The organism is Devosia sp. A369 (genome assembly GCF_054489345.1).
The window spans coordinates 1-12,666 of record NZ_JBTMWV010000039.1 but is presented as its reverse complement, the minus strand read 5'-3'; the positions used below and the strand labels follow the sequence as shown (position 1 = coordinate 12,666).

Below are 12,666 nucleotides of genomic sequence, written 5' to 3'. Positions count from 1 at the left end.
GAACGCCGGGGTGTGGTTGCGGCGGGGTCGTCTCGTCATGATCTCTCCTGTTCGCGGCCATATTGGCCGCCGTCAGGCAGAAAATCCACTCATCCCCGTGTTCAGATTCCCCGAGCCAGCTCTGACTGCTTTGGGGTTTGTCATGGCAACAACAAACTCCCGACGGGCCAGCGAGTAAACGTTACTAAGATCGATCGGGTCGATAGCACCCTCTCTTCCGTAGTTGCCGCCCAAGATCATCTTCACGCCGAGGTACGCCAGATAAACGACCCCTGCCCACTTGAGAAGTTGAAAAGCAAGTTCGGAAACCTCGAGTAACTTTCCCAAGCCCGCGACCACCATAGCAATCAGCACTACAAAAGCTAGGCATCGTCCCGCTAGCGCTATTGTAGCGGGCAAAAATCCCATCCGGCTGCCATTGGCAAATGCCAGCAGATTGTTAGCGCCGGGGGATGCTGCAACGACAGCAGCTGCGGGAAGAAAAAGCAAAATCTGAAGCAATGTCATCGCATGACGCTAGTGCGTCGGTCTGTTGAATTAAAGGCAGCTAATCGTGCAGTTCAAATTGGTGAGGAGGCCATCAGCGCGGCGGTGAGTGATAAGCAGTTCGGTCTGATCGAGCACTGGCTTCAACCGGTCCGGGATGTCGAATCAGGTTGGCGACATTGCGGTGAACGAACACTTCTCCGGGTTCCAGGCCGGTGATCACGTTGGCCGGAACCCGGCTATCCGAGCAGCCGATCCAGAGATACTCAGGGCGCTGCAAATTTGATAACCGCTCAAAATAGTCCGCGCGCAGTTTTTTCTTGGGACCACTGTCTGTTCCGGGTAAAAAGATCTTCGATCATAGGAGATTTAATATCCTCTGTGGCGGTTTTGTGGATCTGCGACTAGACGCTTAGTGGTCGTTCGGCTCCATCGGATAACCCCGCCTGTGATATAAGGTTCAATGGTTTAGCATGCCAATCGGTACCCAGCTGCGGAGCAACTTATCTGCTGATACCGGCTCATGCCTCCACCAAGCCCCAAGATAATTGATCGCGCGGCAACCGGCTACTGGGACAATCGGAGAGGAAAACCTCAAACATCGTATTCAAGCCGAAATCAACCCAAGTATTTCGCGCGGAAAACCAGTGCTCTGTGCTCAGGCTTCGCCTGAACCGGTGCGGCCTTCGTTGACGTAATATTCCGCTCTGTCCTCCCTCCTCAGAGGTTCAACTGGCGAGCTCTTCCCTACGGAGCCAACCCAACTCCGTAGCGATCGGCGATTGTCCAAAACCATTCCTGATCCAGATCGACAACGCGGTCTAATTCCACCACTGCGGTCACTGATCGGTCAAATAGCGCGTAACACAGCGCGGTATCGTCATGTCTGGCATGGTACGCGATGCCATCAGCGCCAATCGGGTGCTGCAAGAGCGCCAGCGACCAGGCCTGCGGCACGGTGTAGGGCAGCCCGCTGTGAGCGACTTCTGCTGTCGCACCAAGGCGGGCAAGGCCGGGACCAGCAAGTCGGATCAACGTCAGCTCGCGACTATTGCTCAGCCGAACATAGGCCTTCCGCCTAAGGAGCATCTCGTCGATCAGGGTGCGGCCCGGGTTCCGCAGGAACGTCTCAGCGAAAGCCCCCTCCACTTCCTTTGCTGCGTAGAGTACCCCATAGGACGCATCTGGGGCGTTGAAACGACCGTCCAACGAAGAGTCAAAGAAGACCGGGTCCCATTTTGCGGTGTAGAAGCGATGGAATGTCTCGCCAGCAGGCAGTGTCACAAGGTCTGGTGACCGTTGATCTAAATCTGCTGGGGGAAGTGGTCCGCTCACGCCCCCTGCTCGCCGTGTCGTCTGGCGGCCTCAAGCACGAGCTCAAGCTCACCGGATTTCAGCAGATCAATTGGCTTGCGATTGCCCAGACGGGCATCGGGTTGAGCCAGGAAATTGAGGATCGACCACGGATTGGTGGTCTGCAACGCCTCACGCACCGACTTCAGGCCAGCGACAACCGAACCGTCACGCCCAAATTGCAAAGTCGGATAGCTCCGGCGATTGCTGGGCCCAGGTACCGCAAGCAGCGACCCATCTTGCACGCGTTTGTCGACGGCCTGCCGTGATATGCCAAGCATGATCGTGCGGACCTGCTCGAGATCATAGGCCCCGCCAGCATCCCGGAGGTCTTCTTGGGCGATACGGATACCCGCGAGCATCGCGCGACTGCGCGCGTCAGGTTCGAAAGCCGACTTACTGACCACCAGGCTGTCGACCTCGTCTGTCTTGCCGCCCTGGTTCTCCACCACCTCGGTAATGCGGGAAACCCAACCAAAAGCCGACTTCCGGAGTGCACGCACGGATTCAGGTTTAGCCGACACGATTGCAACCTGCGCGCCAGCGGGCAGCTTGAACCCGGAGAGCGCCTTGATCGGATCGCCCTTCATCGTAAACATGGTCAGGACACCACCACTCCGCGATTTCGGGGCAAGGGCCGCAGCTCGGCTATGCGCTTTTTCTGCCATGTTCATGATCTCCTACGAGCCAAAGATAAGCTCTAATGCAACTTTGTCAACTTCGACAACCAACGCACCTCAGATTGTGGTCTTGGGCGCCGATTGCGAGGTTTGTACCGGCCGGCATTATTGGTTCCTCCCGCCATGCGGTCATGAACGAGTCCCAGGCTTGTCGAGGTTCTGGCGCAGGCTATCGCTGATTTGGAGGCGTTTTTCCGTTCGAACCACCTTCCCAGCCGTCTCCAACCCGTCCGCGGCCGCTTCCACCCCTCGATTGGCCAGCTTGGCCGCATCGAGTTTGGCCCGAACCAGAGCCATGACCATCGGCCAGACCGAGAATTTCCCGTCCCGTGCTCGATCCGACAGGCTGCGCAGGTAACCGCCGGCGCTTTTGATCTGATCCTGCCGTTGGTAGATCGCCGCAATGGTGATCGCCGCCTGCTGTTCGCCCATGGCGGTGCGCGCATCCTCCCAGGCGCTGGGGCTGATCCCCAAACTCGGCCTCGCCACCTCGGCGGCGGCCAGGAAGTCGCGCCAATGGTGGATCCCGCCGCCGCCCTTCACCAGCCAAAGCAGATTGGGGCAGGCATCCAGCACGATCCCCAGCGGCAGCTCGCGCTTCGGCAGGCTCCGCACATTGTCGGGATCACCGGCGCTGCCGCTCGTTCCTTCTTTTAATCCTAAGCCGCTTTCAGATTCTATTTTAGAGTCTGGTTTTGAATTCTGTATGTGCCGCTCAGTTTGAGACTCATTGGCGCTCATATTTGTAGATTTAACGAAGGATTCCAGCACATCGCGGATCTGAGACCACAGATCTTCCAACTCGGCCGCAACCGTCTCCAGGACCTGGCGGGGGGCCGTCCGGGGAAGCTGTGCCACGATGGCCTGATAGGTCTGCAGCACCCTGCCCCAGTTGCCTGGCACACCCTCTTCAATGCCGGCGTCGATCATCTTGACGATATCGCGGCGACAGATGGTTAACCGCTCCTTAACGCGACGATACGCCTTCTTCTCGGCCTTGAGCGCCTCGGCCAGCTCCCTGAACTCGACCGCGCGTGCTACCATTGGCGACAGATCGAAGCCATAGGCTTCTTCGACCTCTCCTCCCTGCCCCTTGCGGGCGAAACGCTTGCCATTGGGGCTATCGCGCCGAATGACTAAGCCGCAATCGACCAGGTTCGCCAGATGACGTCGAAGCGTTGCCGGCGACATGCCGTTGGCGCGACCGATCAGCTGCTCATTGGACGGCCAAACGATTAGCGCGCTGTCGCCGTAGAAGGCCGTGTCAGGATGGAACGAAAGCAAGGCGTTGAGGATCGCCAGAGCGCGATCGGTCGCGCCCAGCGCGATGCGCACCTCTTTGATGTCGGCAAATACATGCCACTTATGGACTGTTGCATCTACCGGCGCTGTCTTGGCCGTTACCTGGCTTGAAATCATGCCAAGCGTTAGCGATCGCCGCCCAAAGGGCGTCGTTGAAATATGCGTCTGCATTGTCTTTCACCTTGCGTAAGACAAAAGAATTCCAGCCGCCAAGCGGTGAAGGCCAATCGAGGCCTTGACTGTGATTCGGGGAAGTGCGATTCTCGCGTTACCACACGTCGAGAAGGGCTTCCGGAATACGCTTTCGGGGGCCTTTTTCTTTTGCGTTTGAATAGGAGGTGGAGAGCCCTCCACCTACGGCATTTTTTCGCTGCCCCCCTCTTTGTTGACAAATTCGGTGTAGAGCGCGTCAAGCCGCGCTGCAACGAAAGCGGCGAAGTCAGGCACCCGCTTTTCATCGAAGGTGATTGCCGTTTGGGAGCCGCGGCGCTCAACTAGCGCCGCACGCCGCCCCTCCGGCAAGTTCCACCCCCTGCCCTTGGCTGGGCGCTTCACGCTAGGCGCGACCGTTTCGAACACCATGTTGAATCGGCCGTCACTGTCGGCAGAGCGAAAACTCTCCGAGTCAATAATCTCGTCGATCCTGACACTAGCCTCAGGCTTTGCGAGAGCTTCGGCAAGTGCGCTCCACCGTGCGCGCCCAACCCTAGCCGCCGGTCCAATCTGCCGTGCCAGTTCCTCAGGAATGCGTCGGGCGATGGTAATGTAGCGGCTTAGGTCGGCCTTGTGTGCTGATAGCGCGGCTAGAATGATGGAACGATCGTAGCCTGCGTCCTCCAACCGTTTGGCAAAAAGCGCCTTCTCAATGAAAGACAGGTCGGCACGGTCCAAGTTCTCTCGGCCTTGGGCAACGACCAATTCATCGTCAGTCAGATCGCGGACAATGGCCTTCACTGGACGAGTGAGCTGGGCAAGCGCGCGTAGCCGACGTCGCCCGTAAGCGATCTGGTATCGCCCCGGCGCAGCCGCGTTGGGTCGAACCAATACCGGCACCTGCTGCCCATGACGGTCAATGCTTGAAACGAGCTCGTCAAAGCCAGGGTCGAGGGCCGCGGGGAGACGATCGGATATAGGCGACGGATCGATCAATGCAGGATCGAGCGTAACGACATGATCGCCGGCCAGCAGCTGTTCTTGAAGCTTGGCGGCGGACCGAGCGCCCTGGGTCAGCTCCTGGAGAGACGTGCCCATAGCACCGATTGCTCCACTGCGGACGCGTTCAGGGTGTTTGGCTGGCGATGTTTCAGTCGTGGTTGGGGCAGGCCTTCCCAGGAACAAAGAGTTCAACGCGTCTTTGCGGCTCATCCATTACCTCCACGAAACTGGCAAAGTTGGGAGCTCCCAACTCGATCCATTTGAGCACCGCCTCTGCAAAGTTGGGAGCTCCCAACTGTACTAGCGGGCGAGACCAAAGCAGCCCTCATGAACGTCCCCAAGCGGCCTTCATCAGTTGTTCGACCTCGCCGTTCACCGCGTCAAGCGCCTCCATGGCACGATCGTAGGTAGATCTGGTGAGGTTCTCTCGCCCTATCTCGTATAGGGTTTGCTTGGTTAGGCCGGCATCCGATACGGCCGCCGATTTCACCATAGGATTTGTTAGAACGTGGTCTCCGAAGAGGTTTCGGAGGAGGGCGGCCACCTTAGTCTGAGGGCCGTCCTGCGGTTCGTATCGCGTGAGGAGGTATCGGATAAAGTCGTACTGCAGTCGCCCACCGGCATCGCGAACGACGCCAAGCAAATCTCGTGTCATGAGAAGGAACTGGCTCATCGAGGCCACGTCCAGCATCTGGGGGTGCACGGTCACAACCATTGAAGTAGCTGCGCAAAGCCCGCTCAACGTCAGAAAACCCAGCTGCGGGGGGCAGTCGAGTAGAACAACATCGTAGTCATCTGCTACTCCATCGAGTGCAGTCGCTATCCGGGCAAAAAATATTCCGTCACCGCTCTTCGTGCCGTCCATGAGGGCCCTAGGTGTGGTGTGCTCAAACTCCATGAGTTCGAGATTGCCTGGGACTAGGTCCAATCCGTCGAAGTAGGTCTTCCTAACGACATCACGAAGGCTCTTGCGGCCTTCATCGTATCTGATCGCGGCATAGAGAGTTTCGTTGGCGCCAACGTCGGTTTCGGGGAGCACACCGAGCAGGGCGGAGAGGCTGGCCTGAGGGTCGAGGTCAATCGCGAGAACCCGATACCCCTGCAAGGCAAGGTATTGGGCCAGGTGCGCGGTGGTTGTCGTCTTGCCCGAACCGCCTTTGAAGTTCGTCACGGCGAGGACCTGCAGATGCTCGTTTCCGTGCCGATGCGGAATAAAATCGGTTGCTTCGCGCCCCCGAGCGCTACTCGCCAAGAGCGCACGGATCTCGTTGATCTGACCCAGCGTGTAGAGGCGACGTCCGTTGCTTGTGGTTTCAGGCTGCGGCCCTTCGCCGGCAAGCGTCATCTTCCTAAGGGTCGAATCCGAAATCCTCATCAGACGAGCAGCCTCGCCGGACGTAAACCGTCGCAAGGTTTTCTGCGAAGTAGGCGGGAACATTGCTTGGCTCAGCGCTTGCAGCTGAGAGCTGAGAAGTTCAGCATGCGCCGCGATGGTTTCATCGGCGTCGGCATTCTGCTGTAAATTGGGAGCTATGCTTGTGTTCACGGGGTTTTCTCTCGTCACGGAAATTCGGCCGCACACACCGATTTACCGTGACGATACCGAAGTTGCCTGTGCTTGCAAGGAGTTAATGGTTAATAGCTCCTTACGTTGTCCTCAGCTCATGAGCCAATGCAATCCGATTTGTGACGATATTTCCGTGCCTTAACCATGGCTTGGCGCCGTTTCGTCCCCAAGGAGAGGGTGCCCAAATATGTCGCCAGATCGTCTCGTTGTAGGCATCTGGGGCAATTGTCTTCAACTTGGGCTACTTCGACTCAGTCGCGCGTGAGCACGGTACCCGTCCGATTCCCTTGGTCGGTTCGCGTAAAGACGTGGCCAAACAAGCCAACTTCCATTTGGCGATGCTATGAACGGAAAACCGCGCCACCGGATGAAAATAGACCGTATACCTCGATTACGAAATTTCGGTTTCCCGAAGGTCCGCCGGCGTTAAGGGTATCGTGCAGTACCCCGTGGCAGCAGTTGCCGCTCGGATGGCACACTCCAGCTGGTGTTGGCTCGTGGGCGCTAACGATGTCGCCGAATGCGCTATTCGGCTTCGTGAGTATCATGCGGCACGTGCAAACAGCGAAGCCCAACGTGTGGCCCCTCAATCATCTCATCGATCGATTGGGCTATGTCCCCACCGTGCCGAGCAGCGCTTAGCGCTAGCAGGCCGGATCACAGCAAAATCCATTTTCGGTGCACGGCGACGCCAATAGCCTGGTAGGTATTCACCACGTCGAGCCGCGTGCGAATGTTCTGAAGTTGGTATTCGACGGCCCGTTTCGTCGTGCTTCTGAGAACCGCAATATCGGCGTTTGATTTGCCATGGAGGAGCCACGACAGGGTCTCAAGCTGGGTTTCCGTGAGCGGGCAGTCGGCGGCACTCATCATGTCCGGGTACCGGTCGCGGAGGAACCCATCAATGAACGCGCCGAGGGCAAGAACAGAAAAGGCGTCGGCTAGCAGTTCAGTGCTGGCCCTAGCCTGGCTGGAGGCGAAGGTGATCAGCGCGCGCCTACCAAATCCGCCGAAAATCGGGATGGAAACACCGGAACGGATATCGAAGCTGCGGGCGTGGCCGAAAAACTTCCGGTGCTCCTTTCGGGGCGGCACAGGCACCTCGGCCTCTGACCAGCCAAACGCGCCACGCCTAGGATTGACCGCCTCGACGACTGGATCCGTCAAAACAAGTCGTTGTTCGAGATAATGACGCTGCCATTCCTCGGGGTAGTTGGACAAGCCATAGACGTTGGATTCGTGCAAGGACAAGTAGGTGAACCATTCAAAGTCGTGTTCGTTCGCGTAGCGCTGCAAGGTCTTCTGTACGGCAATTTTGTCGTGCGCCAGCGATAGCCAGTCGCGTAACACGTCGAACTTCAGTCTCTTCGACATCCCCGCATCCTCCCAATACATGATGCTTTCACCTATTTTGTTGGGATGAATAGCAAGGCCGCTAGCCTACCGTCCCTCCATGACTGGAAAACCGTTTTGCGAACCTTCACGGGTGAACGAACAATCTTGCCCGAGAGGGACTTCGGTTAACCGAAATAGCGTTCAACGCCGCTTGCTGATTGTTTGCCGCGACACCAACGCGGAGAGTCACCATGCGTCTAGTTGCGGTCCAGAACCCAGGCGGCGGAGAAACATCAAACCTCATTGAGCAGATGCATCGTCTGCGCGCCCGCGTCTTTCGTGAGCGCCTGGGCTGGGATGTTGCCGTCACGGGCCACCGCGAGATTGACGAATACGATGCGCTTGATCCGGTCTACGTGCTGGTCATCAGCAATACTGGACGCGTTATCGGTTGTGCACGGCTTCTACCAGGGTGTGGCCCCACCATGCTTGGGCGCACATTCCCGGTTCTACTCGACGGCGTGCCCGTGCCCTCGAGCGGCCAGATCATCGAGAGCTCTCGCTTTTGCATCGACACCGAAGTCAGCGGGACAAATACAGCGCGGGGCCTGCATCAGGCGACCATGATGCTCTTCGCTGGCATCCTGGACTGGGCCATGGCTCACGGGCATTCGCAGGTCATGACGGTAACCGACCTACGCTTTGAACGGATTTTGAAGCGGGCGGGGCTCCCATTTACTCGCCTCGGAACACCCCATCTGATCGGCAGCACAATGGCTGTCGCCGGCACAGTACCGGCAACACAAGCCACTGTGTCCTCGGTGCGGTTGGCTGGCCAAGAGCCGCTCTGCAACGCGTTGAACGCCGCTTGAAGCGGGCCTTTCGCAACTGCGCTCGGAGGAATGTCATGTCCCATCGCCAATCTCATCAGCGTCTCGTCCATAAACTCCGCGAGGCGTTAGGCCACACGCTCTGCAACGCCCTCGATGACGCCCTCGTCGTTGAGATCATGCTCAACCCCGATGGTCAGCTCTTTGTCGAGCGCATTGGAGAGGCCATGACCTGTGCCGGAACCCTCACCGCGCAGGCGGCCGAAACAATCATCGGCACGGTCGCCCACGCCCTCGGCTCAGAGGTCAACGCGGATCAGCCCATCATCTCTGGCGGGCTGCCGATCGACGGACATCGCTTTGAAGGTTTGCTGGCACCGGTCGTCGCGGCGCCGGTCTTCACCATCCGCAAACGGGCGACGCGATTGTTTGCGCTCGACAGCTATGTGCGGGACCGGGTCATGACCGACTATCAGGCCGCAATGATCAGAAACGCGGTGGAAAGCCGCATGAATATCGTCGTGGCTGGGGGCACCGGCACCGGCAAGACAACGCTGACCAATGCGGTCATCGCTGAGATCATTGCCACCAGTCCTGAGCAGCGCCTCGTCATTCTCGAGGACACTGCCGAGATTCAGTGTGCGGCAGAGAACGCCGTCTGCCTGCATACCACCGACGGCGTCGACATGAACCGGCTACTGAAATCCACCATGCGCCTCCGCCCCGACCGGATCATCGTCGGCGAAGTCAGGGACGGCGCGGCGCTGACGCTACTGAAGGCTTGGAACACCGGGCATCCCGGCGGGGTTACCACCATCCACGCCAACAACGCGTTATCGGCATTGACCCGGCTGGAGCAACTGACGGCCGAGGTAAGTCAACGGCCCATGGCAGAGGTGATTGGCGAGGCTGTCGACCTGGTCATCTGGATCGAGCGCGTCCCCAAGGGCCGTCGGGTCAGAGACGTGCTTCTGGTCGAAGGCTATCGGGACGGCCGCTATCGCGTCGAATCCTGCAATCAAGAGGAGCATCGCGATGTCGCATAAGGCTATCGGAATAGCGTTGGGAGTCCTTGTCGGCTGCGTAATCTACACGCAACCCGCATTGGCCAGCGGGGGAGGGGGGTTGCCCTGGGAAGCTCCGCTGCAACAAATCCAGCAGTCGATCACGGGGCCAGTTGCCGCAGCGATAGCACTCGCGGCCGTGGCGATCGCCGGCGGCATGCTGATTTTCGGCGGCGAGCTCAACGACTTTGCCCGGCGGTTGGTCTATGTGGTTCTGGTTGCCGGCATTCTACTCGGCGCGACCCAGATTGTTGCCCTCTTCGGCTCGAGCGGCTCGTCCATTGGCCAGGTAGAGCATCCGGACCCGGGTTTGGAGCAGATCGATGGCTGAGGTCGCCAGCCGACTGCAGCGCGTCCGCATCCATCGCGCCTTGTCACGGCCAAACCTGCTGTTCGGCGCCGACCGCGAGCTCGTGCTGGTCACCGGCCTTGCCGCCGTCATCCTGATCTTTGTGGTCCTGACGCCGATCTCGGCCGTTGTGGGCGTCGCAATCTGGATGCTGGTGATCGGATTACTGCGGATGATGGGCAAAGCCGATCCGCTCATGCGCAAGGTCTATCTCCGCCACCTTCGCTACCGGCCTAGTTACCGGCCGACCGCATCGCCTTGGCGCCGATACTGAAGGCACGAGACATGGTGGCGCTTAAACAATTCCGCAATACGAGCCCTGGGTTCTCAGATCTTCTGCCCTATGCAGGACTGATCGACAATGGCGTGCTCCTGCTCAAGGACGGCTCGCTTATGGCCGGCTGGTATTTCGCCGGACCGGACAGCGAGAGCGCAACCGACGTCGAACGCAATGAGGTCTCAAGGCAGATCAACTCCATCCTTGCTCGGCTGGGCTCTGGATGGATGATCCAGGTCGAAGCATTGCGCATTCCGGCCACGAGCTACCCCACGCACGAACAATCTCACTTTCCCGACCAGGTGAGCAGGCTGATCGACGACGAACGGCGCCAGCGGTTCGAAGCCGCCGACGGGCACTTCGAAAGCCAGCACGCCATCATACTGACCTATAGGCCACCCGAGCCGCGAAAATCCGGGCTGGTCCGCTATATCTATTCGGACGCGGACGCGCGCAACGAGCGGTTTGGCGATAGCGCCCTGGGTGCCTTCAACACGGCCATTCGCGAGTTCGAGCAATACATGGCCAATGTGCTCTCAATCCGAAGGATGGTGACGCGAGAGGCAACCGAAGACGGCGGCACCCGGATCGCGCGCTACGACGAACTGCTGCAATTCGTGCGCTTCTGCACCGTAGGGGAAAACCACCCGGTTCGCCTGCCGGCAATCCCGATGTATCTCGATTTTCTGGTGACAGCCGAATTTCACCACGGGCTGACGCCGCTGGTGGACAACCGGCAACTCGCGGTTGTCGCCATAGATGGATTTCCCGCGGAAAGCTGGCCAGGGATCCTCAATGTCCTCGACGCCATGCCATTGGGTTATCGCTGGTCATCCCGCTTCATGTTCCTCGATCCGCTTGAGGCGCGCCAAAAGCTGGAACGCACCCGCAAGAAGTGGCTACAGAAAGTCCGGCCGTTCATGGACCAGCTATTCCAGACCAGGTCGAGAGCCATCGACCAAGATGCGGCACAGATGGTGGCCGAAGCCGAGGATGCGATCGCCGAGGCTAATTCCCAGCTTGTTGCCTATGGCTACTATACCCCCGTCATTGTGCTGTTTGGCGAGGACGACGGCCTGTTGCGCAAACAGGCCGAGGGCATCCGCCGTCTCATCCAGGCCGAAGGGTTCGGGGCCCGCATCGAGACAATGAATGCCACTGAAGCCTTTCTGGGATCACTGCCCGGCAATTGGTACGCCAATATCCGCGAGCCGCTGATCAACACCCGCAACCTTGCCGATCTCATCCCGCTCAACACGGTTTGGGCCGGAAGCCCGGTTTGCCCATGCCCATTCTACCGCGCCGGGTCACTGCCCCTGATGCAGGTGGCAAGCGGTTCGACGCCGTTCCGGCTCAACCTGCACGCGGGCGACGTGGGTCATACGCTGATCTTCGGCCCCACCGGATCGGGCAAGTCCACACTACTTGCGCTCATCGCGGCACAGTTCCGCCGCTACGAGAATGCCCAGCTATTTGCCTTCGACAAGGGCCGGTCGCTGTTGCCACTGACGCTGGCGATTGGCGCCGATCACTACGATGTCGGGGCAGGGGAGGGGCTCACCTTCTGCCCGCTGGCATCACTTGAAACGGACGGCGATCGCGCCTGGGCCGCTGAGTGGCTCGAAACACTGATCGAACTACAAGGCGTCAAGGTCACGCCCGATCACCGCAATGCCATCGCGCGTCAGCTCGGATTGATGGCGCAATCGGAGCGCCGGTCACTCTCGGACTTCGTTTCTGGCGTGCAGCAGCGCGAAATCAAGGATGCGCTCCTGCATTACACCGTCGATGGCCCGATGGGACACTTGCTGGACGCCGAACAGGATGGCCTCACGCTGTCGTCATTTCAGACGTTCGAGATCGAGGAACTGATGAACTTGGGTGAGCGTAATCTCGTTCCCGTCCTGCTCTATCTGTTCCGTCGTATCGAGAAGCGCCTGACCGGCGCACCGAGTCTCATCGTTCTCGACGAGGCCTGGTTGATGCTTGGCCATCCCGTGTTCCGAGACAAAATTCGGGAATGGCTCAAGGTTCTGCGCAAGGCTAATTGCGCAGTCGTCCTCGCCACTCAATCCATCTCAGATGCTGAGCGCTCCGGCATTATCGATGTGCTCAAAGAATCCTGCCCGACCAAAATTTGCCTTCTGAATAGCCCCGCGTTCTGTAGACACCTTCGGGGTTAGGTTTGGTGTCGTCGCTCGAACTCGACAGGTGAGAGCATACCATTGCGGGCGTGCTTGCGGGTCGGGTTGTAGAACATCTCGATGT

12 protein-coding genes and 1 pseudogene are annotated in these 12,666 nt (G+C 58.9%); 5 read left to right on the top strand and 8 right to left on the bottom strand.

Annotated features, from left to right (window positions below; genetic code table 11):
* Nucleotides 1-72: 72 nt before the first annotated feature.
* The 8 genes and pseudogenes from ACX3OZ_RS20405 to ACX3OZ_RS20370 form a co-directional block, all read right to left on the bottom strand.
* Nucleotides 73-507 carry a LysE family translocator gene (locus ACX3OZ_RS20405; RefSeq protein ID WP_459105445.1) on the bottom strand — a complete coding sequence of 145 codons (435 nt, stop codon included), beginning with the start codon at nt 505-507 and terminating at the stop codon, nt 73-75.
* 142 nt (nt 508-649) lie between these two features.
* A pseudogene (locus ACX3OZ_RS20400) lies at nt 650-848 on the bottom strand (carbonic anhydrase); the annotation flags it as partial.
* 385 nt (nt 849-1,233) lie between these two features.
* Nucleotides 1,234-1,770, bottom strand: a complete 537-nt coding sequence (locus tag ACX3OZ_RS20395) for an RES family NAD+ phosphorylase (RefSeq protein WP_459105444.1) — start codon at nt 1,768-1,770, stop codon at nt 1,234-1,236.
* Between the two features lie 47 nt (nt 1,771-1,817).
* On the bottom strand, nt 1,818-2,507 hold the full coding sequence (locus ACX3OZ_RS20390; protein WP_459105443.1) for a hypothetical protein: 690 nt from the start codon (nt 2,505-2,507) through the stop codon (nt 1,818-1,820).
* 141 nt (nt 2,508-2,648) lie between these two features.
* Entirely contained in the window at nt 2,649-3,992 is a 1,344-nt protein-coding gene (gene repC / locus ACX3OZ_RS20385; RefSeq protein ID WP_459105442.1) for a plasmid replication protein RepC, read from the bottom strand.
* Between the two features lie 183 nt (nt 3,993-4,175).
* Nucleotides 4,176-5,186 (bottom strand): plasmid partitioning protein RepB, encoded by a 1,011-nt coding sequence (repB, locus tag ACX3OZ_RS20380; RefSeq protein WP_459105441.1) that lies wholly within the window; start codon nt 5,184-5,186, stop codon nt 4,176-4,178.
* Nucleotides 5,187-5,301: 115 nt separating this feature from the next.
* Nucleotides 5,302-6,522 carry a plasmid partitioning protein RepA gene (gene repA, locus ACX3OZ_RS20375; protein WP_459105440.1) on the bottom strand — a complete coding sequence of 407 codons (1,221 nt, stop codon included), beginning with the start codon at nt 6,520-6,522 and terminating at the stop codon, nt 5,302-5,304.
* Nucleotides 6,523-7,200: 678 nt separating this feature from the next.
* Entirely contained in the window at nt 7,201-7,917 is a 717-nt protein-coding gene (locus tag ACX3OZ_RS20370; RefSeq protein WP_459105439.1) for a LuxR family transcriptional regulator, read from the bottom strand.
* Nucleotides 7,918-8,129: 212 nt separating this feature from the next.
* Between ACX3OZ_RS20370 and traI the strand changes: the two genes are divergently transcribed.
* Genes traI through ACX3OZ_RS20345 form a run of 5 tightly spaced genes read left to right on the top strand, consistent with a single transcriptional unit; the run spans nt 8,130 to nt 12,581 of the window.
* Nucleotides 8,130-8,750: an acyl-homoserine-lactone synthase gene (gene traI / locus ACX3OZ_RS20365; RefSeq protein WP_459105438.1), complete on the top strand. Its 621-nt coding sequence runs from the start codon at nt 8,130-8,132 to the stop codon at nt 8,748-8,750.
* A 35-nt stretch (nt 8,751-8,785) separates the two neighbouring features.
* Nucleotides 8,786-9,754 (top strand): P-type conjugative transfer ATPase TrbB, encoded by a 969-nt coding sequence (gene trbB / locus ACX3OZ_RS20360; RefSeq protein WP_459105437.1) that lies wholly within the window; start codon nt 8,786-8,788, stop codon nt 9,752-9,754.
* Nucleotides 9,744-10,103: a TrbC/VirB2 family protein gene (locus ACX3OZ_RS20355; protein ID WP_459105436.1), complete on the top strand. Its 360-nt coding sequence runs from the start codon at nt 9,744-9,746 to the stop codon at nt 10,101-10,103. Before trbB ends, ACX3OZ_RS20355 begins: the two co-directional genes overlap by 11 nt.
* Nucleotides 10,096-10,395, top strand: coding sequence for a conjugal transfer protein TrbD (locus tag ACX3OZ_RS20350; protein ID WP_459105435.1), 300 nt, complete (start codon nt 10,096-10,098; stop codon nt 10,393-10,395). Before ACX3OZ_RS20355 ends, ACX3OZ_RS20350 begins: the two co-directional genes overlap by 8 nt.
* 11 nt (nt 10,396-10,406) lie before the next feature.
* Nucleotides 10,407-12,581 carry a VirB4 family type IV secretion/conjugal transfer ATPase gene (locus ACX3OZ_RS20345; RefSeq protein WP_459105434.1) on the top strand — a complete coding sequence of 725 codons (2,175 nt, stop codon included), beginning with the start codon at nt 10,407-10,409 and terminating at the stop codon, nt 12,579-12,581.
* Nucleotides 12,582-12,666 lie beyond the last annotated feature (85 nt).

What these genes read in the sequence shown, in the direction of transcription:
- ACX3OZ_RS20345 (WP_459105434.1), top strand. Translation starts at nt 10,407, where the DNA reads ATGGTGGCGCTTAAACAATTCCGCAATACGAGCCCTGGGTTCTCAGAT.
- ACX3OZ_RS20370 (WP_459105439.1), bottom strand. Translation starts at nt 7,917, where the DNA reads ATGTCGAAGAGACTGAAGTTCGACGTGTTACGCGACTGGCTATCGCTG.
- traI (WP_459105438.1), top strand. Translation starts at nt 8,130, where the DNA reads ATGCGTCTAGTTGCGGTCCAGAACCCAGGCGGCGGAGAAACATCAAAC.
- trbB (WP_459105437.1), top strand. Translation starts at nt 8,786, where the DNA reads ATGTCCCATCGCCAATCTCATCAGCGTCTCGTCCATAAACTCCGCGAG.
- ACX3OZ_RS20350 (WP_459105435.1), top strand. Translation starts at nt 10,096, where the DNA reads ATGGCTGAGGTCGCCAGCCGACTGCAGCGCGTCCGCATCCATCGCGCC.
- ACX3OZ_RS20390 (WP_459105443.1), bottom strand. Translation starts at nt 2,507, where the DNA reads ATGGCAGAAAAAGCGCATAGCCGAGCTGCGGCCCTTGCCCCGAAATCG.
- repC (WP_459105442.1), bottom strand. Translation starts at nt 3,992, where the DNA reads ATGCAGACGCATATTTCAACGACGCCCTTTGGGCGGCGATCGCTAACG.
- ACX3OZ_RS20355 (WP_459105436.1), top strand. Translation starts at nt 9,744, where the DNA reads ATGTCGCATAAGGCTATCGGAATAGCGTTGGGAGTCCTTGTCGGCTGC.
- repB (WP_459105441.1), bottom strand. Translation starts at nt 5,186, where the DNA reads ATGAGCCGCAAAGACGCGTTGAACTCTTTGTTCCTGGGAAGGCCTGCC.
- ACX3OZ_RS20405 (WP_459105445.1), bottom strand. Translation starts at nt 507, where the DNA reads ATGACATTGCTTCAGATTTTGCTTTTTCTTCCCGCAGCTGCTGTCGTT.